This window comes from Micromonospora chaiyaphumensis (genome assembly GCF_900091435.1).
In the GTDB taxonomy this organism is placed as follows: Bacteria; Actinomycetota; Actinomycetes; order Mycobacteriales; family Micromonosporaceae; genus Micromonospora; species Micromonospora chaiyaphumensis.
In genome coordinates this window covers 932,521-956,159 of sequence record NZ_FMCS01000001.1, presented here as the reverse complement: position 1 = coordinate 956,159, position 23,639 = coordinate 932,521, and the positions used below count along the sequence as shown (strand labels likewise).

Annotated in this window: 23 protein-coding genes and 1 pseudogene; 15 read left to right on the top strand and 9 right to left on the bottom strand. The window is 73.2% G+C overall.

The window, feature by feature from the left end; all coding sequences use genetic code 11:
* Nucleotides 1-13 precede the first annotated feature (13 nt).
* Complete coding sequence (locus GA0070214_RS04535) at nt 14-1,051, top strand: LacI family DNA-binding transcriptional regulator (RefSeq protein WP_425255508.1); 1,038 nt, start codon at nt 14-16, stop codon at nt 1,049-1,051.
* Nucleotides 1,052-1,090: 39 nt separating this feature from the next.
* Here the strand turns inward: GA0070214_RS04535 and GA0070214_RS04530 are convergent, their stop codons facing one another.
* Complete coding sequence (locus GA0070214_RS04530; RefSeq protein WP_091259267.1) at nt 1,091-2,095, bottom strand: LacI family DNA-binding transcriptional regulator; 1,005 nt, start codon at nt 2,093-2,095, stop codon at nt 1,091-1,093.
* Between the two features lie 142 nt (nt 2,096-2,237).
* Between GA0070214_RS04530 and GA0070214_RS04525 the strand changes: the two genes are divergently transcribed.
* The 6 genes from GA0070214_RS04525 to GA0070214_RS04500 all read left to right on the top strand — a co-directional run bounded on the left by GA0070214_RS04525 (nt 2,238) and on the right by GA0070214_RS04500 (nt 10,142).
* Nucleotides 2,238-3,548 (top strand): extracellular solute-binding protein, encoded by a 1,311-nt coding sequence (locus tag GA0070214_RS04525; RefSeq protein WP_091259265.1) that lies wholly within the window; start codon nt 2,238-2,240, stop codon nt 3,546-3,548.
* Complete coding sequence (locus tag GA0070214_RS04520; protein WP_091259263.1) at nt 3,545-4,543, top strand: carbohydrate ABC transporter permease; 999 nt, start codon at nt 3,545-3,547, stop codon at nt 4,541-4,543. The genes GA0070214_RS04525 and GA0070214_RS04520 overlap by 4 nt, the downstream gene beginning before the upstream one ends.
* Nucleotides 4,540-5,406 (top strand): carbohydrate ABC transporter permease, encoded by an 867-nt coding sequence (locus tag GA0070214_RS04515; protein ID WP_091259890.1) that lies wholly within the window; start codon nt 4,540-4,542, stop codon nt 5,404-5,406. The genes GA0070214_RS04520 and GA0070214_RS04515 overlap by 4 nt, the downstream gene beginning before the upstream one ends.
* 39 nt (nt 5,407-5,445) lie before the next feature.
* The gene (locus GA0070214_RS04510) at nt 5,446-7,770 is read left to right on the top strand and encodes a beta-xylosidase/alpha-l-arabinosidase (RefSeq protein WP_091259260.1); all 2,325 of its coding nucleotides are present in this window, start codon (nt 5,446-5,448) and stop codon (nt 7,768-7,770) included.
* Between the two features lie 381 nt (nt 7,771-8,151).
* On the top strand, nt 8,152-9,150 hold the full coding sequence (locus GA0070214_RS04505) for a glycoside hydrolase family 11 protein (protein WP_091259258.1): 999 nt from the start codon (nt 8,152-8,154) through the stop codon (nt 9,148-9,150).
* Nucleotides 9,151-9,236: 86 nt separating this feature from the next.
* Entirely contained in the window at nt 9,237-10,142 is a 906-nt protein-coding gene (locus GA0070214_RS04500; protein ID WP_091259256.1) for an alpha/beta fold hydrolase, read from the top strand.
* A gap of 7 nt (nt 10,143-10,149) precedes the next feature.
* Here the strand turns inward: GA0070214_RS04500 and GA0070214_RS31725 are convergent, their stop codons facing one another.
* Together GA0070214_RS31725 and GA0070214_RS04495 are read right to left on the bottom strand one after the other, a co-directional pair.
* Nucleotides 10,150-10,308, bottom strand: a complete 159-nt coding sequence (locus GA0070214_RS31725) for a hypothetical protein (RefSeq protein WP_167364191.1) — start codon at nt 10,306-10,308, stop codon at nt 10,150-10,152.
* A gap of 88 nt (nt 10,309-10,396) precedes the next feature.
* Nucleotides 10,397-11,161 (bottom strand): SDR family oxidoreductase, encoded by a 765-nt coding sequence (locus GA0070214_RS04495; protein ID WP_091259254.1) that lies wholly within the window; start codon nt 11,159-11,161, stop codon nt 10,397-10,399.
* A gap of 206 nt (nt 11,162-11,367) precedes the next feature.
* Between GA0070214_RS04495 and GA0070214_RS04490 the strand changes: the two genes are divergently transcribed.
* Entirely contained in the window at nt 11,368-11,982 is a 615-nt protein-coding gene (locus GA0070214_RS04490) for a dihydrofolate reductase family protein (protein ID WP_091259252.1), read from the top strand.
* A gap of 8 nt (nt 11,983-11,990) precedes the next feature.
* Here the strand turns inward: GA0070214_RS04490 and GA0070214_RS04485 are convergent, their stop codons facing one another.
* Nucleotides 11,991-12,431: an OsmC family protein gene (locus tag GA0070214_RS04485; RefSeq protein WP_091259250.1), complete on the bottom strand. Its 441-nt coding sequence runs from the start codon at nt 12,429-12,431 to the stop codon at nt 11,991-11,993.
* A gap of 64 nt (nt 12,432-12,495) precedes the next feature.
* On the opposite strand from GA0070214_RS04485, the gene GA0070214_RS04480 reads away from it, so the two are divergent.
* From GA0070214_RS04480 to GA0070214_RS04470, 3 genes are all read left to right on the top strand, one after another.
* A complete protein-coding gene (locus GA0070214_RS04480) occupies nt 12,496-13,557 on the top strand; it encodes an FAD-dependent oxidoreductase (protein ID WP_091259249.1) in 1,062 nt (353 codons plus the stop codon).
* 301 nt (nt 13,558-13,858) lie between these two features.
* Entirely contained in the window at nt 13,859-14,308 is a 450-nt protein-coding gene (locus GA0070214_RS04475) for an iron chaperone (RefSeq protein WP_091259246.1), read from the top strand.
* Between the two features lie 67 nt (nt 14,309-14,375).
* Nucleotides 14,376-15,053 carry a TMEM175 family protein gene (locus tag GA0070214_RS04470; RefSeq protein WP_091259244.1) on the top strand — a complete coding sequence of 226 codons (678 nt, stop codon included), beginning with the start codon at nt 14,376-14,378 and terminating at the stop codon, nt 15,051-15,053.
* Here GA0070214_RS04470 and GA0070214_RS04465 read toward each other — a convergent pair.
* Complete coding sequence (locus GA0070214_RS04465) at nt 15,004-16,020, bottom strand: ArsR/SmtB family transcription factor (protein WP_091259242.1); 1,017 nt, start codon at nt 16,018-16,020, stop codon at nt 15,004-15,006. The two genes, GA0070214_RS04470 and GA0070214_RS04465, sit on opposite strands and share 50 nt — an antisense overlap.
* 77 nt (nt 16,021-16,097) lie before the next feature.
* On the opposite strand from GA0070214_RS04465, the gene GA0070214_RS04460 reads away from it, so the two are divergent.
* Both GA0070214_RS04460 and GA0070214_RS04455 read left to right on the top strand, forming a co-directional pair.
* Entirely contained in the window at nt 16,098-16,604 is a 507-nt protein-coding gene (locus tag GA0070214_RS04460; RefSeq protein ID WP_091259240.1) for a tetratricopeptide repeat protein, read from the top strand.
* Nucleotides 16,605-16,774: 170 nt separating this feature from the next.
* Entirely contained in the window at nt 16,775-17,947 is a 1,173-nt protein-coding gene (locus tag GA0070214_RS04455; RefSeq protein ID WP_091259238.1) for an MFS transporter, read from the top strand.
* Between the two features lie 50 nt (nt 17,948-17,997).
* On the opposite strand, the gene GA0070214_RS04450 is transcribed toward GA0070214_RS04455, so the two are convergent.
* On the bottom strand, nt 17,998-19,371 hold the full coding sequence (locus GA0070214_RS04450) for an MFS transporter (protein WP_208602632.1): 1,374 nt from the start codon (nt 19,369-19,371) through the stop codon (nt 17,998-18,000).
* Complete coding sequence (locus GA0070214_RS04445; RefSeq protein ID WP_091259236.1) at nt 19,368-19,715, bottom strand: nuclear transport factor 2 family protein; 348 nt, start codon at nt 19,713-19,715, stop codon at nt 19,368-19,370. The genes GA0070214_RS04450 and GA0070214_RS04445 overlap by 4 nt, the downstream gene beginning before the upstream one ends.
* 77 nt (nt 19,716-19,792) lie before the next feature.
* Here GA0070214_RS04445 and GA0070214_RS04440 point away from each other — a divergent pair, with 77 nt between their 5' ends.
* The gene (locus GA0070214_RS04440; protein WP_091259234.1) at nt 19,793-22,408 is read left to right on the top strand and encodes a helix-turn-helix transcriptional regulator; all 2,616 of its coding nucleotides are present in this window, start codon (nt 19,793-19,795) and stop codon (nt 22,406-22,408) included.
* 10 nt (nt 22,409-22,418) lie between these two features.
* On the opposite strand, the gene GA0070214_RS32745 is transcribed toward GA0070214_RS04440, so the two are convergent.
* Complete coding sequence (locus GA0070214_RS32745) at nt 22,419-22,610, bottom strand: alpha-hydroxy-acid oxidizing protein (protein ID WP_279615639.1); 192 nt, start codon at nt 22,608-22,610, stop codon at nt 22,419-22,421.
* A gap of 73 nt (nt 22,611-22,683) precedes the next feature.
* Nucleotides 22,684-23,049, bottom strand: a pseudogene (locus GA0070214_RS32740) (hypothetical protein); the annotation flags it as partial.
* A gap of 44 nt (nt 23,050-23,093) precedes the next feature.
* On the opposite strand from GA0070214_RS32740, the gene GA0070214_RS04430 reads away from it, so the two are divergent.
* Nucleotides 23,094-23,627 carry a hypothetical protein gene (locus tag GA0070214_RS04430; protein ID WP_091259232.1) on the top strand — a complete coding sequence of 178 codons (534 nt, stop codon included), beginning with the start codon at nt 23,094-23,096 and terminating at the stop codon, nt 23,625-23,627.
* The last annotated feature ends 12 nt before the right edge of the window (nt 23,628-23,639 follow it).

The following is a 23,639-nucleotide window of genomic DNA, read 5'->3' as shown; positions in this document are numbered from 1 at the left end:
CGGGGGTCGAGTGATGACGAGGGGGAGACCGGTGACCACGGACGATTCCCGGAAAGTCACCATCGCGGCGATCGCGCGGCTGGCCGGCGTCTCGGTACCGACGGTGTCGCGGGTTGTCAACGGCCGCTCCGACGTCGCCCCGCAGACCCGGGAGCGGGTCGAGGAGTTGCTGACCCGGCACGGCTACCGCCGCCGCAGGCCGAGCATGCGGCCCAGCTCCGGCCTGATCGACCTGGTGTTCAACGACCTGGACAGCCCGTGGGCCGTCGAGATCATCCGTGGGGTCGAGGACGTCGCGCACGCGGCCGGCATCGGCACCGTGGTCTCGGCGATCCACCGGCGCAGCTCGTCGGCCCGGCAGTGGCTGGACAACCTGCGCACCCGCTCCACCCAGGGGGTCATCTTCGTGACCTCCACCCTGGAGCCGCCGCTGCAGGCCGAGCTGCGCCGTCTCAACATCCCCGTCGTCATCGTCGACCCCGCCGGGGTGCCCCCGCAGGAGGCGCCCACCGTCGGCGCGACCAACTGGGCGGGCAGCCTGCGCGCGACCGAGTACCTGCTCGGTCTCGGCCACCGGCGGATCGGCTTCATCGCGGGGCCGCCGCAGCTGATGTGCAGCCGGGCGCGCCTCGACGGCTACCGGACCGCGCTGGAGAGCGCCGGCCTCGGCGTCGCCGAGGAGCTGATCCGCCCGGGCAACTTCTATCACGAGGCCGGGTTCGCCGCAGGGAACCAACTGCTGCGCCTGCCGGAGCCGCCCACCGCGATCTTCGCCGCGAGCGATCAGATGGCCCTCGGCGTCTACGAAGCCGTGCGACGGCGCGGCCTGCGGGTGCCCGACGACATCAGCGTCGTCGGGTTCGACGACCTGCCGGAGGTCGAGTGGTGCGCCCCGCCGCTGACCACCGTCCGGCAGCCCCTCGCCAAGATGGGCCTGCTGGCCGCTCGCACGGTCCTGCGCCTGGCACAGGGTGAGCGGATCGAGAGCCCGCGGGTGGAGCTGGCCACCGAGCTCGTGGTCCGCGACAGCGCGGCCCCGCCGGCCACCTGACCCTCCGCAGCGTCCGGCCCGCACGACGGGGTGGCGGCGTCACCGGTAGGGCCGGCACGAGGCCCGGACGACCAGCTCGGTGGGCAGCCGGATGTGCGTGTCGCGTTCGACGCCGGCGATCAGGTCGATGAGCAGGCGCAACGCCTCGGCGCCCATGCGCTGCAGCGGTTGCATGATCGTGGTCAGCGGGGGGTTCACCAGCGCCGACTCCGGGACGTTGTCGAAACCGATCACGGACAGGTCGTCGGGCACCGTGAGGCCCATGCTCCGGGCGACGTCCATCGTCGAGATCGCCGAGAGGTCGTTTCCCGCGAAGATCGCCGTCGGCCGGTCCGGGAGCGCGAGCAGTTCCGCGGCCGTACTGGCGGCGCTCTCGACCCGGAAGCCGCCGACGCGCACGATCCGCTCGTCCACCGGCACGTCGGCGTCGGCCATGGCCCTGCGGAAGCCGGCCTCGCGCAGGCGCGCCGACTCCAGGTCGGGGCGTCCGCTGATGTGCCCGATGCGGCGGTGGCCGAGCGACAGCAGGTAGTTGGTGGCGAGCACGGCGCCGGCGAAGTTGTCCGAGTCGACCGTCGGCAGGCCGGAGGGACCGGTGTGGGGGTCGACGGCCACGACGTGGAAGCCGTCCTTGGTCTCGATCACGGTCGGCGTGACGATCACGGCGCCGTCGATAAGGGTCCCGGACAGGCGGGCCAGCGAGCGCCGTTCCCAGCCTATGGCGGCGCCCTCGCCGTCGCCGCTGGAGTAGGCCAGCAGCTGGTAACCGCTGCCGGCGACCTCCCGGGACGCTCCCTTGAGCAGTTCGGTCGAGAACGGCTCGAACTCGGCGACCAGGATGCCGAGCACGTTCGTGCGGTGGCTGCGCAGGCTCTGCGCCCCGAGGCTGGCCTCGTAGCCCAGCTCGTGGATGACCTGCTGGACGCGCTCCACGGTCGCCTGGGCCACGCCGTACCGACCATTGACCACCTTCGATACCGTTGCCACCGAGACGCCGGCGGTACGTGCCACGTCCGACATCTTGACGCGCTCCGGGAACACCACGCCGACGATGATAGAGCGGGTGCGCGGAACCCCGTCAGGGAAGATTCGAAAACGTTATCGATACCGATTGACACCCTGTTACGGGGCTGTAAAACTCCCCCGCAGGCCGAGTACCGCGACTGCCTGATGGAGGAGAACATCGATGGCGACGAAGCGCCGTGCAGGTGCCGCCCTGGCACTTCTTGTGACAAGTGCTCTCGTCGTCGCTGGTTGCAACAGCGGCGGCGAGGACGAGGCGTCCAGTGAGGGCGAGCTGTACAAGAACCCGGTGACCCTGACCTGGTGGCACAACGCGCCCCAGGACGGGCCCGGAAAGACCTACTGGGAGAAGGTCGCCAAGGACTTCTCCGCGCTCCACCCGACCGTCAAGATCGAGATCGAGGCGATCGAGACCAACCAGCTGCAGCGCACCCGCATCCCCGCCGCGCTGCTGAGCAACGACCCGCCGGACGTCTTCATGTCGTGGGGTGGCGGCGAGATGGTCGAGCAGGTCGAGGCCGACTACCTCAAGGACATCACCGACCAGGTCAAGACCGAGGTTGCCAACATCGGCAGCGCGGCCGAGATCTGGCAGGTGGACGGCAAGCAGTACGGCCTGCCGTTCCGGATGGGCATCGAGGGCATCTGGTACAACAAGGACATGTTCGCACAGGCGGGCATCAGCGCTCCGCCGACCACGTTCGACGAGCTCAACGCCGCGGTCACGAAGCTCAAGGCCATCAACGTCACCCCGATCGCCGTGGGCGCCGGTGACAAGTGGCCCGCCGCGCACTGGTGGTACAACTTCGCGCTGCGCGCCTGCTCGGTCGACACTCTGAAGAAGGCGTCCAAGGACAAGGTCTTCGACGACCCGTGCTTCGTGAAGGCCGGCCAGGACCTGAAGACCTTCATCGACACCAAGCCGTTCCAGAACAACTTCATCGCCACGCCGGGCCAGAACGACCCGACCAGCGCCAATGGCCTGCTCGCCAACGGCAAGGCCGCGATGGAGCTGATGGGCGACTGGAACCGGGGCACGCTGGACAACGTCGCCACGGACAAGGCGAAGCTCGCCAAGTTCCTCGGCTGGTTCCCCGTGCCGGCGATCTCCGGCTCCGCCGGTGACCCGAAGGCGGCGCTCGGTGGCGGCGACGGGTTCGCCTGCTCCAAGAAGGCCCCGGCCGAGTGCGTCGAGTTCCTCAAGTACATCGCGAGCCCCGAGGTGCAGAAGGGCTACGCCGAGACCGGCACCGGCCTGCCTGTCGTCAAGGGCGCGGAGGCCGGCATCACGGACCCCGCGCTGAAGTCCATCCTGCAGGCCACGTCGGAGGCGAGCTACGTCCAGCTCTGGCTGGACACGGCCTACGGCAGCACCGTCGGCACCGCCATGAACGACGGGATCGTCGGCATCTTCTCGGGCAAGGGAACGCCGGAGCAGGTCGTCGCGGGGATGAAGGCAGCCGCGAGCAAGTGACCTCCACCGACCAAACCCGGTTCCCCGCCGGCGGCGTCTCCGCGCCGCCGGCGGGTCGCCGGCCCGCCGGGCGCCCGTCGTCCCGACGGGCCGAGACTCGCCGCAAGTGGTACGAGATCATCGGGCTCACGACGCCGGCGCTCGTGGTCTACGTGATGTTCGTGCTGGTGCCGATGGGCTTCGCGGTCTACTACAGCCTGTTCCGGTGGCGTGGCGTCGGACCCCCCACCGAGTACGTCGGCTTCAAGAACTACACCCTCGCCTTCCAGGACCCGATCTTCCTCGACGCGTTGCGCAACAACGCCGTCATCGTGTTCGGTTCGCTGCTGATCCAGGGCCCGGTCGCCCTGGGCATCGCGCTGCTGCTCAACCGCCGCTTCCGCGGGCGCGCCGTGTTCCGCCTGCTGGTGTTCGTGCCCTACGTGCTCGCCGAGGTCACCGTCGGCATCATGTGGAAGCTGATCCTGGCCGAGGGCGGCACGGTCGACGCGCTGCTGCGGTCCCTGGGACTGGGCGGCCTGGTGCAGGCGTGGCTCGCCGACCTCGACGTCGTCATCTGGACGCTGCTCTTCGTCCTCACCTGGAAGTACGTCGGTTTCGCGATCATCCTCCTGCTCGCCGGCCTGTCGAACGTGCCGCACGAGCTGACCGAGGCCGCCGCGATCGACGGCGCGAGCTGGTGGCAGACCCAGCGCCACGTCACCCTCCCGCTGCTCGGCCCGACGATCCGGATCTGGATGTTCCTGTCGATGATCGGTTCGCTGCAGGTCTTCGACGTGATCTGGGTGACCTCGGTGCCGGCGGTCCGGTCGCTCGGGGCCTCGGGAACCATGGCGACGTACATGGTGGACAACGGGTTCTTCGCCCGGTTGTGGGGCTACGGCAACGCGGTGGCCGTGATCCTCTTCGTCATCTCGTTCGTCGCGGCGCTGCTGTTCCAGCGCTTCCTCCTCCGCCGGGACATCGAGGGCGCCATCACCAAGGGGGCGAACTGACCGTGGCCACGAACCCCGTCCACTCCCCGTCCGCCGGGCGCCGGCCGGTGTCGTGGGGCACCCCGCTGACGTACGCGCTGGCGCTCGCGGTCGCGGCCGTGTCGATCGCGCCGATCCTCTACGTGATCGTCGGTGGCTTCCGCACCACCCCCCAGATCGTCGCCGACCCGGGCGGCCTGCCCGACCCGTGGGTCTTCGACAACTACACCCGGGTGCTGACGCAGAGCAAGTTCTGGCAGCAGGCCTTCAACAGCGGGGTGATCGCCCTCGGCACCACGCTCGGCGTCGTGGTGCTCGGCATGGCTGCCGCCTTCGTGCTGGCCCGGTACACCTTCCGGGGCCGTGAGGGCCTCTACACCTTCTTCACGCTCGGCCTGCTCTTCCCGGCCGGGGCGGCGATCCTGCCGCTCTACCTGATGCTGCGCGACCTGGACCTGATCAACTCCTACTACGCGGTGATCCTCCCGCAGGTCGCCTTCCAGTTGCCGCTGACGATCGTGATCCTGCGACCCTTCCTGTCGGCCATTCCCCGCGAGCTGGAGGATGCGGCCGCCATCGACGGCGCGGGCCGGCTCGGCTTCCTCTGGCGCATCGCGCTGCCGCTGTCGCGGCCCGCGCTCGTCACCGTCGGCGTCCTGGCGTTCGTGGCGAGCTGGAACTCGTTCCTGCTGCCGCTGCTCGTCCTCGGCGATGTCGACCTGCACACCCTGCCGCTCGGGGTGCAGAACTTCTCGAGCCAGTTCTCCACCGACACCGCGGGTGTCCTCGCCTTCACGTCGCTGGCGATGCTGCCCGCACTGTTCTTCTTCACGCTCGCGGAGAAGCAGATCGTCGGTGGCCTGCAGGGCGCGGTCAAGGGCTGAGCGACAGCGGTAACAAGCACAACCAACGAAAGGCACAGCATGACTGAGGTCCACGCGGTCGTGGCCGGGCCGGCACCGGCCCAGGCGACTCCCGACCACGACCGGCCGGACGGGCGCGCCGGCGAGGCGCGCGTACGTGAGCTGCTCGGCCGGATGACGATCGAGGAGAAGATCGCGCAGCTCGTCGGCTTCTGGGAGAAGGAGGACGGCGAGGCGGTCGCACCCCTGCAGGGCGAGTTCGGCGACGCCGTCAAGCTCGAGGACTTCGCCCGGCACGGACTCGGCCACCTCACCCGGGCCTACGGCACCCGCCCGGTCGACACCGCCGAACGGGCGGCCTGGCTGTGGAAGTTCCAGCGGGACCTGGTGACGGGCACCCGGCTGGGTATCCCGGCGCTCGTCCACGAGGAGTGCCTCACCGGCCTCTCGGCGTGGAAGGCGGCCACCTTCCCCACGCCGCTGGGCTGGGGCGCCGCGTTCGACCCCGAGCTGGTCAGCGAGATGGCCGCGGCCATCGGGGCCTCGATGCGGGCGCTCGGCATCCACCAGGGTCTCGCCCCGGTGCTCGACGTGATCCAGGACCCGCGCTGGGGCCGGGTCGACGAGTGCATCGCCGAGGACCCCTACCTCGTCGGCACCATCGGCACGGCGTACGTGCGCGGCCTTCAGTCGGAGGGCGTGCACGCCGCGCTGAAGCACTTCGCCGGCTATTCCGCGTCGCGCGCCGGGCGCAACTTCGGTCCGGTGCACGCCGGCCCCCGGGAGCTCGCGGACGTGCTGTTCCTCCCGTTCGAGATGGCGATCCTCGACGGGAACGCCCGCAGCGTCATGCACTCCTACACCGAGATCGACGGCGTGCCGGTCGCCGCCGATCCGGCGATGCTGACCGGCGTGCTGCGGGACCGGTGGGGCTTCGACGGCACGGTGGTGTCCGACTACTTCGGAGTCGCCTTCCTGAACCTGCTGCACCACGTCGCGGCCGACAACGCGGAGGCGGCCGTGCAGGCGCTTGCCGCGGGTGTCGACGTCGAGCTCCCGACGGGCGACGCCTATCTGACCCTGCGGGAGAGTGTGCGGGCCGGCAAGGTCGACGAGGCGCTCATCGACCGGGCGGTGCTGCGGGTCCTGCGCGAGAAGCTGGACCTCGGGCTGCTCGACGCCACGTTCACGGACGAGCCGCCGCAGGGGGTCGACCTCGACTCGCCGGAGCACCGGTCGATCGCCCGCCGCCTCGCCGAGGAGTCGGTCGTCCTCGTCGCCAACCGGGAGGTCCTGCCCCTGCCCGCGGGCCGCCGCGTGGCGGTCATCGGGCCGAACGCGGACCGGCAGGCCGCCCTCTTCGGGTGCTACTCCTTCCTCAACCACGTGCTCGTCCAGCACCCCGGCGTGGACACCGGCATCGAGGTGCCGACCGTCCTCGACGCGGTGCGGGTCGAGTTCGGATCCGATCTCGTCACCTGGGCGAGCGGCTGCGACGTCGACACCGACGACCGGTCCGGCTTTGCGGAGGCCGTCGCCACGGCATCCGCCGCGGACGTCGCCGTGCTGGTCGTCGGTGACCACGCCGGCCTCTTCGGGCGCGGCACGGTCGGCGAGGGCTGCGACCGGGAGGACCTGGAGCTGCCCGGCGTCCAGCGCGAGCTCGTGGAGGCCGTGCTGGCCACGGGCACGCCGGTCGTCCTCGTGCTGCTCACCGGCAGGCCGTACGCGGTCGGCTGGGCGCTGTCGGGCTGCGCCGCGGTGGTGCAGGCGTTCTTCCCCGGCGAGGAGGGGGCCGGAGCGATCGCGGGCGTGCTCTCCGGGCGGGTGAACCCGTCGGCCAGGCTGCCGGTCAGCCTGCCCCGCTCGGCGGGAGCGCAGCCGTACTCGTACCTGCACCCCACGCTGGGGGAGGGCGGCGAGGTGACCAACCTGCCGGCGACGCCCGCGGCGGAGTTCGGCCACGGCCTCTCCTACACGACGTTCGAACACGCCGGCCTGACCGTGCCCGCCACGGTGCCGACCGACGGGGCGCTGCACGTGACGGTCCGCGTCACGAACACCGGCGGGGTCGCCGGCGACGACGTGGTCCAGCTCTACGGCCGCGACCTGGTGGCCCCGGTGACCCGGCCGGTGGCACAGCTGCTCGGATACCGGCGGGTCCACCTGGAGCCGGGCCAGTCGGTCACCGTCGAGCTGACGGTCCCCACCACTCGCCTGGCCTTCTCCGACCGCACGCTCACCCGCGTCGTGGAGCCCGGCGACGTCGAACTGTGGGTCGGCACGAGCGCGCGGCGAGACACCGAGGCGTCGACCACCCTGGTCGGTGTCACCGTGCCGGTCACCAACGACTCGCCACGGTGGACGACGTCCGAGATCAGGTGAGGCCGGTCCGCCGGGCGTCCCCGTGGCCGCCCGGCGGACCGGCACCCGCCTGCGGGACCCGGTCTGCCCGCCGACGGTGCTCCTCCGGCTGACCCGACACGTTCCGAAACTTCCGGATTCCCGTCCCGGCACCCGATCCTCGATGGTCGGAACCGGGCCCGTCGCCGACGGCTCCTACTCGGTAAAGCGGACTGCTGAACAGCGCCGATGCAGATTCAAGGTTCCTCCTGGAGGGGGATCGGCTTCCACAACATTTCCGGAAGTCGTTGACAACGCGGCGACGCGCCACCGATGCTGTCGCCATCGACACTCTTCCATGACCGTCGATGCGAACCGCCCCGCATGCGCTCCTCCGCCACCGTCCAGAGAGGAAGCACGTCCATGACCGACACCCCCGTCCAACCGCGGACCCGCAGCCGCGGACGCCTCCGGATGCTCCTGGGCGGCGCCTGCGCCGCCGCCCTGGTGACCGCCGGCGCCACCGCCCTCCTGTCCAGCCCGGCGCAGGCCCAGACCGTGACCTCGAACTCCACCGGGACGCACAACGGCTACTTCTATTCCTTCTGGAAGGACAGTGGCAACGTCTCCATGACCATGGGTAACGGCGGCCAGTACAGCACCCAGTGGAGCAGCATCAACAACTTCGTCGCCGGCAAGGGCTGGAACCCCGGCGCCCGCCGGACCGTCACCTACTCGGGCAGCTTCAATCCGTCCGGCAACGCCTACCTGACCCTCTACGGCTGGACGCGGAATCCCCTCGTCGAGTACTACATCGTCGACAGCTGGGGCACCTACCGGCCGCCGGGCGGCCAGGGATTCATGGGCACGGTCACCAGCGACGGCGGCACCTACGACATCTACCGGACGCAGCGGGTCAACGCGCCCTCCATCGAGGGCACCCGGACCTTCTACCAGTACTGGAGCGTCCGGCAGTCGAAGCGGGTGGGCGGCACCATCACCGCCGGCAACCACTTCGACGCGTGGGCCCGCTACGGGATGAACCTGGGCAGCCACGACTACCAGATCCTGGCCACGGAGGGCTACCAGAGCAGCGGCAGCTCCAACATCACGGTGGGCGGCACCGCCAACCCCACCACGCCACCGCCCGGTGGTGGCGGCGGCTGCACGGTCAGCGTCAGCCGCGCCGACGAGTGGAGCGACCGGTTCAACGTGAACTTCTCGGTCAGCGGCAGCAGCAACTGGGTCGTCACCATCCGCACGAACGGCGGTCAGACGCTGCAGAACAGCTGGAACGCCTCGATCAGCGGCACCAGCGGCACGCTCACGGCACGGCCCAACGGCAACGGCAACAACTTCGGCATCACGCTCTACAAGAACGGCAACTCCACCACGCCCACCGCGAGCTGCGCGACCGGCTGACCCGGAGACGCGGGTGGGGTGCCGCCGGGTGGGCCGGCACCCCACCCGCCGCCGTTTGCCCAGCGATCGGGTGGGTAGCCCGCGCCATGGCAGCCGTCCCGGTCGCGCACCGCAGCGTCGACGTGGACGGGATCCGGACGTTCTACCGGGAGGCCGGCGGCGCCGACGCTCCGGTCGTCCTCCTGCCGCACGGGTACCCGTCGTCGTCGTTCCAGTTCCGCCACCTGATGCCCGCACTGGGCGACCGTTGGCGGCTGCTCGCCCCCGACCTGCCCGGATTCGGCTACACCCGGGCGGACGAGGGCGCGTTCGCCTACACCTTCGACGCGTACGCCGACTTCCTGCGCCGGTTCACCGAAGTCGTCGGCCTGCGCCGCTACGCCGTCTATCTCCAGGACTACGGCTCGCAGTTCGGGCTGCGCCTGGCGATGAGCGCACCGGACCGGGTCGCCGCGCTGGTCATCCAGAACGGCGACATCTATCCCGACCAGCACGGGCCGAGGTACGCCCCGCTCAAGCGGATGTGGGCCGAGCCGTACGAGCAGGCGCTGGCGACGGTGGCGCCGAACGTCTCGGAACGGGGCTTCCGCGACGAGTTCGTGGGTGACCTGCCGGAGGAGCTCGCCGGCCGGGTCAGCCCCGACCTGTGGACCCTGTCCTGGGCGCAGGTGGGCCGGCCGCCCGGCCCGCGGAACCTCGCCCGGCTGCTCGCCGACCAACGCACCACCGTCGACTGGTTTCCACGCCAGCAGGCGTACCTGCGCCGGCACCGGCCGCCCACGCTCATCGTCTGGGGGCCGCACGACGGCTACATGCCCGAGGGCGCGGCGCGCGCGTACCTCCGGGACCTTCCCGACGCGGAGCTGCACCTGCTCGGCGGGGGCCACTGGCTGCTGGAGACCCACCTCGACGAGGTGGTGGCGCTGATGCGCGACTTCCTGGGCCGCGTCCACCGCCGTGGCCACCCCGACGACGGGGTGGCCACCGCGTGAGCGCACGTCAGCGTCTGGCCTCCTGCTTGGCCATCTCGGGCCGCTCGCCCCGGCCGACCTTCCGCAGCGCATCGCGGAGCTGCTTCTCGCTCATCTTGGAGTTGCCTTCGATGCCCGCGTTGTGGGCCTGTTGGCGAAGTTCGTGCAGTTGAGTCCGGTCGCCCATGTGGGCCTCCCCGTGGTGCGGTGGCGCGGGCGGCCCCGCGCCCTGTCGCCTCTCGTCTTCCCGGGCCCTCCGGGGGCAAACGCCGTCGCTACCGGGCCCGGGACCGCTCCGCCTCCTGGCCAGCCAGCCAGTCGTCGAAGGTCGTCGGCGCCGTCCGGGCGTCCGGTCCCGGCAGCAACACGTTGCCCGCCATGTCCGGGCCGAGGATCGCCTCCCACGTGGGGACGAGTCGCATCTCGCGTCCGAGCGCCCGGTGGGTCCGGCGGGCCATGTCGACGAGATCCTGACGGTCCGGGCCGGCCACGTCCCGGTGGCGTCCCTGCGGCGGGCCGCCGGCCACCTCGGCGAGCACCTCGGCGACGTCGGCCGGCGCGATCGGCTGCACGAGCAACGGCGCGAGGTAGGCCGTGCCGTTCCGCTCCGTCCAGGTGGCCACGGTCGCGGCGAAGTCGAAGAACTGGGTGACGGGGACGATGGTCCACGGCACGTCCCCGGCCGAGACGAGGCGCTCCTGTTCCCGCTTCCCCGAGTAGTGCGCGGTGCCGGCGATGCGGTGCACCTCCACGATGGAGAGCAGGACGTGATGGCGGACTCCCGCGTCCCGCTCGGCGCGCAGCAGGTTCGTCGTGGCGGCGGCGAAGTAGGCCACGGTGGCCTCGCGGTCGGCCGGCGGCGCGCTGACCGCGTCGACGACGACGTCGACCCCGGCCAGCGCCTCGTCCAGCCCGCTGCCGGCCACCAGGTCGACACCGTGGGACCGGCTCATCGGGACCGGATCGTGGCCGTGCCGGCGCAGGGCGGTCACGGTCAGCGACCCGATGTTGCCGGACGCGCCGGCGACGGCCACCCGCATGTCTGGCTCCTGTCTCCGCTCCGGTACGCGGCGCGCCCACGCGCCGGGAACCAGGGTAGGGGAGGCCGGCGTGGCCCAGGCCCGGAATCGGCTCCCCGGCCCGGCCGATGGGAGCTTCCCGGCGTGTACGGGGCGGTGGCCGGCCGGCGATTTTGCGATGCTGCGACGGTCGACCTGTCGACACCCCCGACTCGAAGGGACCTGCGATGGCAAAGGTGATCTCCACGCTGTTCATCTCGGCCGACGGTGTGGCCGAGATCGACCCCGACTGGCACTTCCCGTACTTCGACGAGAACATGGGCCGCGCCGTCACCGAGGACTACGACAGCGCCGACGTGCTGCTCATCGGCCGGGTGACCTACGACAGCTTCGCCGGGGCCTGGCCCGACCGCGAGGCCGCGGGCGGGGACGACGCCCCGTTCGCCAAGCAACTCGGTGACACGCGCAAGGTGGTCGCGTCGCGCCAGCCGCTGGAGTTCTCCTGGCGCAACTCGGAGCTGATCGAGGGCGATCTCGTCGAGGCGGTCGCCGCGCTCAGGGCCGACCCCGGCAGCAAGGGCGTTCTCATCCCGGGCTCGATCTCCGTGGTGCAGCAGCTGCTCGCCGCCGGGCTGGTCGACGAGCTGCGCTTGCTGGTGCATCCGGTGGCCGCCCGCAAGGGCCGCAGGCTGTTCGACGACGGCGACACGCCGTACCACTTCGGGGTGGCGGCCACGGAGGCGTTCCCGACGGGCGTGGTCCGGGTGATCTACACGCCGGCCGCGGCACCCGGGAAGGTCGGCTACGCCGACGTCACGGACCAGGTGCCGGGAGCGAAGTAGCCGGAGGCTCAGTCCGCGCCGGAGCCCGTGTCGACGATCTCGACGGGAGTGCCGGTTTCGACGGTGCGCGAGACGGTGCAGAGCCGGTCGTGCGACTGCCGCAGCGACCGGGGCAGCGCCTCGCGCGCGCTGTCGCCGTCGGCCCCCGCCGGGAACGTGACGGCGAACTCGACCCGGAGGTTCCGCATCCGGTTCCCACCGGTCTCGTCCCGGATCTTGTCGCCGGTGACCGTGACGGAGAACTGGCCGGGCTCGGCGCGGCGGCTCGTGATGAGGTCCACGTCGACCGCGGTGCACCCGCCGATGGCGGCCAGGAGCAGCTCCACCGGCGTGAAGTCGCCGTCGTCGCCCGTACCCATCGACATCGACCCGCCGCGGGCGTTCCGCACGACGTAGCGTCCCACGCTGGTGCGCTCGATCTCCACCGAGCGGAAGGTGTCGGCACTCATGACCGGCACGCTACCGCTGTGAGATCCGTCGCCGGCGGGAAGGGCCCGCCGAGCGCGCGACGTTGTGTGGCACGTGCCGGAGACGGATGTGGTGGTTGTCGGAGCCGGGCAGGCGGGCCTGTCCAGCGCGTACCACCTGCGCTCCGCCGGCCTCGACTTCGCCGTCCTGGACGCCGACGCGGCGCCCGGCGGGGCCTGGCGGCACCGCTGGCCGACGCTGCGCATGGCGACCGTGCACGGCATCTTCGACCTGCCCGGAATGCACTTCACGCCGCCACCGCCGGACGAGCCGGCCGCCGAGGCGGTGCCGGCCTACTTCGCCGCCTTCGAGCGGGAGTTCGACCTCGACGTGCGGCGGCCCGTCGCCGTCACGGCGGTCCGCGACGCCGACGACGGGCGGCTCCTCGTCGAAACCGACAAGGGCACCTGGACCACCCGCGCACTGATCAACGCGACGGGAACGTGGACCAGGCCGTTCGTGCCGTACTACCCCGGACAGGAGACGTTCCGCGGGCGCCAGCTGCACACCGCCCACTACCGGGGACCGGCGGAGTTCGCCGGGAAGCGCGTGGTGGTCGTCGGGGGCGGCGCGTCAGCCGTCCAGCTCCTGACCGAGATCGCCGACGTCGCCGCGACGACGACGTGGGTGACCCGCCGCCCGCCGGTGTTCCGGGAGGGGCCGTTCACGTCGGACTACGGGCGCGAGGTCGTCGCCAAGGTGGACGCGCGCGTCCGCGCCGGCCTGCCCCCGGGCAGCATCGCCAGCGCGACCGAGCTGGCGTGGACGCCGCAGCTGATCGGGGCCCGGGACCGCGGCCTCCTCCGACGCCGGCCGATGTTCGACCGGATCCTTCCCGACGGCGTCCGGTGGCGCGACGGCACGGCACAGGACGTGGATGTGATCTTCTGGTGCACCGGCTTCCGGCCGGCGCTGGACCATCTGGCCCCGCTGCGACTGCGCGGGCCCCGGGGCGGCATCGTCATGGACGGCACCCGGGTGGTCGCCGACCCCCGGATCCACCTGGTCGGCTACGGGCCGTCCGCGAGCACGGTTGGCGCGAACCGCGCCGGGCGGGCGGCCGTCCGCGAACTGCGCGCGCTGCTGGCGGCGCCCGCGCCGGCCTGACCCGACCCCCGCCGAGGCGGTCGGCGCCGCTGCTCAGCCCTCGTCCGGGACCGGCCGGTCGTGGTCCTCGCCGGCGGGGATGAGCCGGTCCGGTGCGAACCGGGGCCGGTAGCACAGCCGCAGCGCGTGCTGCGTACCGTCTTCACCACCGCGACCGGCAGCGTCGCCCTCGCCGGGCACCGCCGTACGTCCCGCACATCCGATCAGGAATCAAGAAGCCCGTAGCGGACGATCGCGCCTAGCCTTCTTCCAGGCGGCCGGCAGCACGCCGGGCCGTGAACGGAGAAGAGGGAGCACGAGGATGTCCGCGAAGAACGCCAGCACCGTGTCCGACGGCTTCAGCGCCGAGGAGCGCGCCGCCATGAAGGAGCGCGCCGCCGAGCTGCGCGCCGAGGGCAAGAAGGGCGCCAAGAAGGCCGACGACCTGCAGGCGGTCCTCGACCGGATCGCGCAGATGGCGCCGGACGACCGGGCGCTGGCCGAGCGGGTACACGCGACGGTGACCGCGGCCGCCCCGGAGCTGGCGCCGAAGACCTGGTACGGGATGCCCGCCTACGCGAACGCGGCCGGCAAGATCGTCGTCTTCTTCCAGGACTCGGGCAAGTTCAACTACCGCTACTCGACCCTGGGCTTCCAGGACACGGCCAACCTCGACGACGGCGACCTGTGGCCGGTGTCGTACGCGCTCCGGACGTGGAGCCCGGTGGTGGAGAAGCAGGTCACCGAGCTGGTGAAGGCTGCCGTCTCCTGACCGGACACGGCGGGCCTTTCCGGGCGTTCGTGCCCGCCCGCCGCGGCGTCGCTGTTAGCGTGCGGCAGTGCCCGCAGGTCCCGACAACGCCCGGCCGGGAGGCCCGGCGCGCCGACCGGCCGACACCGGCCGGCTGGCCGCGTTCAGCGACGGTGTCTTCGCCATCGTCATCACCCTGCTGGTGCTCGATCTGCGGGTGCCGGAATACCACGAGGGCGAGCTGCTGGCGTCGCTCGGCCGGGAGGGCCCGTCCTACCTCGCGTTCGTGGTGTCGTTCGTCTACGTCGGCGTCCTCTGGCTGAACCACCACGCGCTGCTCCGGCTGGTCCGCGGCACCAGCCTCGCGCTCAACTGGATCAACATCGCGATCCTCTTCGGCGTGGTGATCATCCCGTTCCCGACCGCGGTCCTGGCGTCGGCGCTCGTCGACGGCGACGCCGGCGACCTGCGGGTGGCCGTCGTCATGTACGCGTTCGCCGCGGCGCTGATGTCGGCGCCCTGGCTGGTGTGCTTCCGCTATCTGCGCCGGCACCCGGAGCTGCGCGCGGAGGGCGTCGACCAGGACCACGTCCGCGCGCAGGAGATCCGGCCGATCACCGGTCTCGTGCTCTACGGGCTGACCGGGCTGGTGGCGCTGGTCGTGAGCCCGATCCTCGGGCTTGTCGGCATCATCGTAATGATCATCTTCCACGGCGTCACCAGTGAGGGTCTCCCGCGCTGGCGGAGGTGGGCAGCGCGCCGGTGAGCAGCGCGCTGCCCAGGGCGGTGCGGCGGTACCGGATCTCGTGACCGTGGCGCTCGCCCACCACCATCCCGGCGTCGCGGAGCACGGTCAGGTGCTGGGAGACGGTGCCGGCCGCCAGGGCGTGCCGGTGGGCGAGGACGGTGGTGCTGACCGGCTCGGTCAGGCCCGCCAGCAGGATGGCGCGGCTGCGCCCGATGAGACGGCCGGCGGCGGCCAGCTCCGGCGCCCGCGTCGACTGCCACAGGGTGCCCAGGCCGCGGGCCGGATAGATCACGGTGGGCTGCCACGGCTCGTCGAGGATCACCAGGACCTGGTCGAACTTGAACGCGCTCGGGATCAGCAGCAGGCCCTCGCCGGCGAGCCGGCGGTCCTCGTGGTCGCCGCGGTCGCGGGTGAGGACGCCGTCGTGCCAGCGCAGCTGGGGGTGCAGTTCGGCGAAGAGCCGGTCGAGACCACCCTCGGCGAGCCGGCGGCTCTGGAAGGCCACGTCGGCGTCGAGCAGGGCGCGGACGTTCGGCCACGCCGGCTGGATCACCTCGCGCCACACGTCCCGGACGATCCCGGTGAGCAGGCGCAGCGCGTCGGCCGGGTCGGCCAGCAGCCGTCGCCCCACGGTCGTGCGCGCCGCGCCCGGCGTGTCGCGCAGCGAGCGGGCGATCTCCTCGGCCACCCGGTCGAGCGGGGTCGCTTCGACGCGCGCCAGTTCCTCCTCGAACCGGGGGCGGGCCGTGGTGGGCGGCGGGGAGAGGAAATCCGGGCTGTAACCGCGCCGGGGTTGCAGCAGCGTGACGGGGCGCAGGTCCAGGGCGTCGAGGCGGTGCTTCATCGCCCGGAGGAAACCCTGGTGGTAGCCGGGGCTGTCCTCGGGCGTGGTCAGGCGGATGGCCTCGATCGTCTCGAGCACCGGCGACACCGCGAACCGGCAGCGCATCAGATCGGCCGGGCCGAACCGCAGGGTGATCGCCATCTTCCGCCTTCGGTTGGAGATTCGGCCCCCGCCGAATCACTGGCGGCACCCTACCCGCTCCGGCCACCATCGCCGGCATGACGACAACGCCGGACTGGGAACGGCGCAGCGCCGAGCTGTGGGCCACCATCGACGACTACGAGCCCGAGGAATTCCGCAAGCGCATCGACGCGCTCGCCGCCGAACTGCCCGACGGCGATCCGGTGGCCGCGTTCGAACGCGCCTGCGCCTTCGACTCCACCGGCCACTCCGACCGGGCCGTGCCGCTGTACCGCGCCGCGCTGGCCGGCGGCATCTCCGGCATCCGCCGCCGGCGCTCGGTGATCCAGCTGGCCAGCTCGGTGCGCAACGTGGGCCGGGCCGAGGAGTCGGTCGAGCTGCTGACGGCCGAGCGGCAGCAGCCCTCCGACGAACTGGACGACGCCGTCAGCGCCGCGCTGGCGCTGGCGCTGACCAGCGTGGGCCGGGAACGGGAGGCCGTCGCCGTCGCGGTCGCCGCCCTGGCCCCGCACCTGCCCCGCTACCAGCGGTCCATGGCCAACTACGCCCGACTGCTGGTCGAGCCCGAGGAGACGGAACGCTAGGAAATCCCGTCCAGCGGCCCGGTCGTGCCCGGCGAGGCTTTCTCGGCGGGCAGGGCCGGGCCGCGTGAGCGCGGCGGGGAAGGGTAAGGAGCCAGATCGTGACCGCTCCTTCAAAAGCCGCCCCGGCCCGAACGGCCCCGGCATCGTCGGCGCCCGCGTCGGAACACCGCGTGCTCGCGCGTTACCTGGTGGCCGCGGTCACCGCCCGGCTGGCGGACGAGGGCGCGCGGGTGGCGGTCGTGCTGGTCGCCCTGGAACGGACCGGACGGGCCGGTCTCGGTGGCCTGCTGATCGCGGCGTTGATGATCCCGCACGTGGTCGCGGCCCCGGTGGCCGGCGCCGCCGCGGACGGCGTACGGCACCGTAAGCCGCTCTACGCACTGGCCTTCGCGACGTACGCCCTGGCCCTGGCCGGCGCCGCGCAGCTGATCGGCCGGTTCACGGCGGCGGCAGCGGCGCTGCTGATCGTCGCGGGTTGCGTCGCTCCGCTGCTGCTGGGCGGCCTCAGCAGCCTGCTGTCCGAGCTCGCACCGGGCACCCTGCCCCGTGCCTTCGTCCTGGACTCCACCACCTACGGCGTCGCGGGGATCGCCGGACCCGCGGTGGCGGCCGTCGTCGCGGGCGCCGTCGGCGCGTCCTGGTCGCTCGTCGTGCTCGGGCTCTGCGTCCTGGCGGGCGCCCTCGCCTTCCTGACCCTTCCCCTTCCCGCCCGGGCGCGGGACCGCCGCCGGTCCCGGACGACCGCGCCGCTCGGCGGGGTGACCGTCCTGGTGCGGCGGCGCGGGCTCGGCGCGGTGACCGTCGCCTCCGGGCTCAGCCAGCTCGGGCTGGGCGCCCTGCCCGTCGCGGCCGCGTCGGTGGCCCTCCACACGCACCGGCCGGCCCTCACCGGCCTCGTCATGTCCGCCACCGCGGGCGGCGGTCTGACCGGGGCGCTGCTCTGCCTCCGGCTACGGGTGCTCCACCGGCACCCCGAGCGGGTCCTGCTGATCTGCACCGGCGCCATGGCGGCACCGCTGCTGCTGACCGCGGCGCTGCCCGGCAAATGGCCGCTCCTGCTGTTGTTCGCGCTGGCCGGCCTCATCGGCAGCCCCGTCATCGTCGCGCTCTTCGCCGTCCGGGACCGCGAGGCCCCGCCGGCGGTCCGGACCCAGGTGTTCACCCTCGGCGCGGGAATCAAGGTGACCGCGGCCGCCGCCGGCGCCGCCGTCGCCGGCCTGGCGACCTCCCACGGCCCCGCACCGCTGCTCGCCGCCATCGCCGCCTGCCAGCTCGCCGGGGCGGGCGCCGGCGCTCTCCTGCTGCCGGCCGGACGGCGACCGGGTGCCGTCGGCGACGGCTGACCGCAGCCACCGGCCGCCGTCCACATGGACGGCGGCCGGTGCGATCGGCGTCATCGCCTCGGCAGCAGTTGGATGACCGCGGCCAGCGCCAGTTCCAGCGCGATGAGCGCGACGAGTCCGGCCCGGAACCCGCCGGTCAGGTCGGCGGCCTGGTAGAAGACGATGCCGATCAGGGCCACGCCGACCGCGTTGCCGGTCTGGTTGACCGTCGACAGCACGCCGGCGGCGGCGCCGGTGTGCCGCGGGCTGACCCGGGACAGCACGGTGGTGGTGAGCGGCGCGAGCGCGATGCCCATGCCGATGCCGTCCACGGCGAGCCCCGGCACCAGCCAGCCGGTCCCGTGCCCGGCCGCCGCCCACATGCCGTACAGGCCCACCACCATGATCAGTGCGCCGACGGTGACCACCTGCCGGCCGAGCCGGGCGGCGATCCGGTGGGCGTACGTCGAGGTGGCCAGGTAGCCGGCGCCGATCGCGGTGAACACGACCCCCGACTCCAGCGCCGACAGGCCCCGCTCCACCTGCAGGTAGAGGGCCAGGATGAGGAAGAAGGACGCCTGCCCCATCCAGAACACCTGGGTCGCCACCAGCCCCACCGAGAAGGCCCGCTCGCGGAACAGCGCCAGGTGCACCATGGGCTGGGCGCTGCGCCGCTGGGTCGCCACGAACAGCGCGAACAGCGGCGCCGAGGCGGCCAGGCTCAGCCACGTCCACAGCGGCCAGCCCTGCTCGCGCCCCTCCACCAGCGGCAGCACCAGGGCCACCAGCGCCGCGCTGACCAGCACGGCGCCGGGCAGGTCGAGCCGGGTCGCCGGCTGGCGGGACTCGGGCACCCGGCGGAGCAGGGCCAGCGCGACCACCCCGACCGGCAGGTTGATGAGGAAGCACAGCCGCCAGTCCAGGCCCCACAGGTCGGCCCGGATGAGCAGGCCGCCGATCAACTGGCCGAAGACGGCGCCCAGGCCCATCGTGAGGCCGTACCGGGCGAACGCCTTCGGCTGCTCGGCCGGCGCGACGCTCGTCCGCACGATGGCCAGCACCTGCGGCATGAGCAGCGCCGCCGCGAGCCCCTGCAGCACCCGGGCGCCGACCAGGACGCCCGCGGTGGGCGCCAGCCCGCAGAGCACCGAGGCGGTGGTGAACAGCGCGAGGCCGAGCCCGAAGATCCGCCGGCGGCCGTACCGGTCACCCAGCCGGCCGCCGGTGACCAGGCCGGCGGCCACCGCGAGGACGTAACCGGCGACCACCCACTCCAGCGCGGCCGGACCGGCGTGCAGGTCGCGCTGCATCACCGGCAGTGCCACGTTGACGATGAACGCGTCGATCGCCGTCATGAACGTGGCGGTCAGCAGCACCGGCAGGAAGCTGACGGACGGGGCGGCCGGGGTGGTGACCGCCGCCGGCCGCACGGCCAGGACGGTCATGCCGGCACCCGGTCCAGGAAGCCGTGCACGGTGGCGATCCGGCCGTCGGTGACGACCGCGACGTCGAAGCCGACGACGATCGGCTCGGCCCCGCGCGGGCCGAGGTGCCAGGTGAACCGGGCCAGGTCGTGGTGCGCGTCGACCGGGCCCGCGAGGCGGAACTCCAGCCCGCCGAACTGCTGCTGCACGCCGGCGATCAGCGCGTCGATCTGGTCGCGGCCCGCGACGGCCGCCAGCGGGTCGGTGTACGTCCCGTCGGCGGTCCAGACCTCGTCGATGAGGGCCCGGCGGGCGGCGGGGTCGGTGGTGTTCCAGGCGGCGAGGTACTTCTCGATCAGTTCCATGGCCACGACGCTAGGGATGATCGAGCGCACCGGAATCGGTAGCGCTTAGGTATCGCGTACCTGTGTAGGGTGCGGGAATGTTGCACGGCCGCGCCGCAGAGCAGGACCGGATCACGGCCCTGGTGGCGCGGGCCCGGGCGGGGGAGAGCGCCGCGCTGGTGCTGCGCGGCGGCCCGGGCATCGGCAAGACCGCGCTGCTGGACTGGGCCGCCGGGCTGACGTCGCCGGCCGGCGGGCCGCCGCGGGTGCTGCGGGCCAGCGCGGCCGAGTTCGAGGCCGAGCTGCCGTTCGCCGGGCTGAGCCAGCTCGTGCGGCCCGCGCTCGACCGCCTCGACCGGCTGCCCGGCCCGCAGCGGCAGGTGCTCGCCGCCGCGTTCGGGCTCGGTGGCGGCGCTCCCGCCGACCGGCTGCTGGTGGGGCTCGCGGTGCTGTCGCTCCTGGCGGACCTCGCCGAGGACGGCCCCCTGCTCTGCCTCGTCGACGACGCGCACTGGCTGGACACGGTCTCCGCCGAGGCGCTGCTCTTCGCCGCCCGCCGGCTGCACGCCGAGGGCGTGGTGATGATCTTCGCGGCCCGGGACGGGAGCTTCCCCGCCCCGGGCCTGCCGGAGCTGACCGTGGGCGCGCTCGCGCCGGCCGACGCCGTCCGGCTGCTCGACCCGCGGCTGGCTCCCGAGGTACGGATGCGGGTGCTGGCCGAGGCGCAGGGCAACCCGCTCGCGCTGATCGAGCTGCCCGGAGTCCTCGACGCCGGCGAGGCCGGCGGCCCGCTGCCACTGACCGACCGGTTGCTGGCGGCGTTCCACGGTCAGGTCGACCGGCTGCCCGCCGGCACCCGGGCGCTGCTGCGCGTCGCCGCCGTCGAGGACACCGGCGACCTGGACGTGCTGCTGCGCGCCGCCGCGCCCCTCGGCGGCGGTCCGGCCGACCTGCGCCCGGCGGAGGAGGCCCGGCTCGTCGAGGTCACCGGACGGCGGCTGCGGTTCCGCCACCCGCTGGTCCGCGCCGCGGTGCACGCGGCCGCACCGTACCCGGAGCGGCTCGCCGTCCACCGGGCGCTCGCGGACGTGCTCACGACGCCCGAGACCGCCGACCGGCGGGCCTGGCACCTCGCCGCGGCCACCGCCGGGCCGGACGAGGCGGTGGCCGCCGCGCTGGAACGCACCGCCGAGCAGGCGCGCGGCCGCAGCGGCTACGGCGCGGCGCTCGCCGCGTACGAGCGCGCCGCCGAGCTGAGCGGGGACGCGGCCGCGACGGCACGCCGGCTGCTGCTCGCGGCGGAGAGCGGCCTCCAGTCGGGGCACCTCGGCGACGCGGTCCGGCTCGCCGAGCGGGCGGCCGGCCTGGTGGACGAGCCGACCTTCCACGCCCGCGTCGCCTGGGTCGAGGGGCACGCCTGGTTCTGGCAGGGCGGCCACCAGACCGCGTACGACCTCATGACCCGGGGCGCGACGCTCGACCCGGACCAGCGGGACGCCCTGCTGGTGGCGGCGTTCCACCCGGCCTGGTACCTCGGTGAGCCGCACCTGGGCGACTGCCTCGACCAGCTCGCCACGCTCGACCATCCGGTGGCCCGGTACCAGGTGGCCGCCGTCCGGGGCCGCCCGCTGCCGCTGGCCGCGACCGCCGCCGAGGTGGGCGGCGAACCCCGCGACCGGCTGCAGCTCTGCGGCCTCGGCTTCGTCGCGGGGCAGGACACCGAGACGTACGAGCTGGCGAGCGCCCTGGTCGCCCGCTGCCGGGCCGACGGCATCCTCGGGCTGCTGCCCACCCTGCTGTTCTTCCTCGCCGAGGCGGAGTTCTTCCACGGCCGGCACCGGGACGCCACTATCAGCCTGGACGAGGCGGTCCGCGTGGCCCGCGACGGCGGCCAGCCGCTCTGGGTCAGCCAGTTGCGTGCCGTCCAGGCGGTGCTGGCCGCGGTGGCCGGCGACGAGACGCGCTGCCAGGACCTGGTGGCCTCGGCGCTGGACGGCGCCGCGGCGGGCGCCGAGGCCGGCGGTCGGGCGTGGACGCTGTGGGCGCTGGGCCTGCTCGACCTGGGCCAGGGCCGGGCCGAGTCCGCCGTGACCCGCCTCGCCGCGCTGCAGGAGAACCCGTACGCCCACCAGGTGTGCGCGTACCGGAGCGTGCCCGACCTGGTCGAGGCGGCCGTCCGGGCCGGCGTGCCCGAGCGGGCCGAGGCGGCGTACGCCCGCTTCCGGGCCTGGGCGGAGCGGGTGGACCAGCCGTGGGCGACGTCCCTTGCGCACCGGTGCCGGGCGCTGCTCACCGGCGACGAGCAGGATCACCTGCTCGCCCTGAAGGCCGGTGGCCGCCCGTTCGAGCAGGCGCGCACCGAGCTGCTGTACGGGGAGTGGCTGCGCCGCGCCCGGCGCAGGACCGAGGCGCGCAGCCTGCTGCACCGCGCCCTCCAGACGTTCGACCAGCTGGAAGCGGCGCCGTGGGCGGCGCGGGCCCGCGGCGAGCTGGAGGCGACCGGGCTGCGCGCACCGCAGCCCGCCGCGTCGGCCGCCGCCGACCTCACCCCGCAGGAGCTGCAGATCGCCCGGCTCGCCGGCACCGGGCTCTCCAACCGGGACATCGCCGCGCAGCTCTTCCTCAGCCCCAAGACGGTCGCCTACCACCTGTACAAGGCCTACCCGAAGCTCGGCGTCACCGGCCGCGCCGAACTGGGCGCCCTCGACCTCTGAGCGGCGGCGGTCAGCCGGCGGCGGAGACCAGGTCGCGGGTCACGGCGGCGATGTCCCGGGCGCCGGAGAGCGCCATGGTGAGGTCGAGTTCGGCCACCACGTTGCGGATGACGTCCTCCACGCCGCGCTGTCCCGCGAGCGCCAGCCCGTACAGGTGCGGCCGGCCCAGCAGCGCGGCGTCGGCCCCCGGGGCGAGCGCCACGAAGACGTCCCGCCCCGGTGCGGATGCCGCTGCCGAGCAGCAGCGTCGGCTCCGGGCCGATGGCGTCGCGGATCGCGACCAGGGCGTCGAGGGAGGCGATCGCGTTGTCGACCTGCCGGCCGCCGTGGTTGGAACACCACGATCGCGTCCACACCGAGGTCGAGCTTCGTGGCCGGCCGGGCCACCCGGTCGGCGACGATCGCGCCGAAGCGCGGATCCGAGGTGTACTGGGCGATGCCGACGCCGCGGGTGAACGGCAGGGACCCGAGATTGAGGTCCTGCGGCCGCCAGCCGAGCACGGTGGTGCCCAGGGTGACCACGAGGCCGCCCGCCCCGATCGATTCGGCGCCTCCAGCGACGTACGCCCAGGCGATCCGGCTGCTGGCCCGGCGTGCCCGCCGCTCCAGCTCGGCGAAGTCGGCCACCGGGTCAATGGCATCACTGTGGTTGCAGATGGCATCACGGTGATGCCATACTGGCGTCATGGAACTTCGCCCCTACGTCGACGCCATCCGGCACCAGCTCGCGGTCGCCGCCGCCGCGGGCGGGGACGACGCCCGGGAGGTCGCCGAGCGACTCACCGCACCGCTGGAGTCCGCGATCCGGCTCGCCCTGCTGGACGCGCTGTCCGAGGCGGCCACCGAGATCACTCGCGACCTCGCGCCCGGTTCGGTCGACCTGCGCCTGCGGAACCGGGAGCCCAGCTTCGTCGTGACGCCACCGCCGACCGAGGAGTGGGCCGACGAGGCGGCGCCGGCGCCTCCGCCGGCTCCGCTGCCGCCGCCACCCGCCGACGGTGAGGACGAGGCGACCGTGCGGATCAGCCTGCGGCTGCCCGAGCACCTCAAGACGCGCGTCGAGCAGGCGGCCGGCCGCGCCGGCGTCTCGATCAACACCTGGCTCATCCGGGCCGCGGCCGCCGCCGTTGACGCCGACAGCCGGCACCACCGGGCCGACACCCCGCGCCTTGCCGGTCCCGCCACCGGCGGTCAGCGCTTCACCGGCTGGGCGCGCTGACCGCGCCGGCCC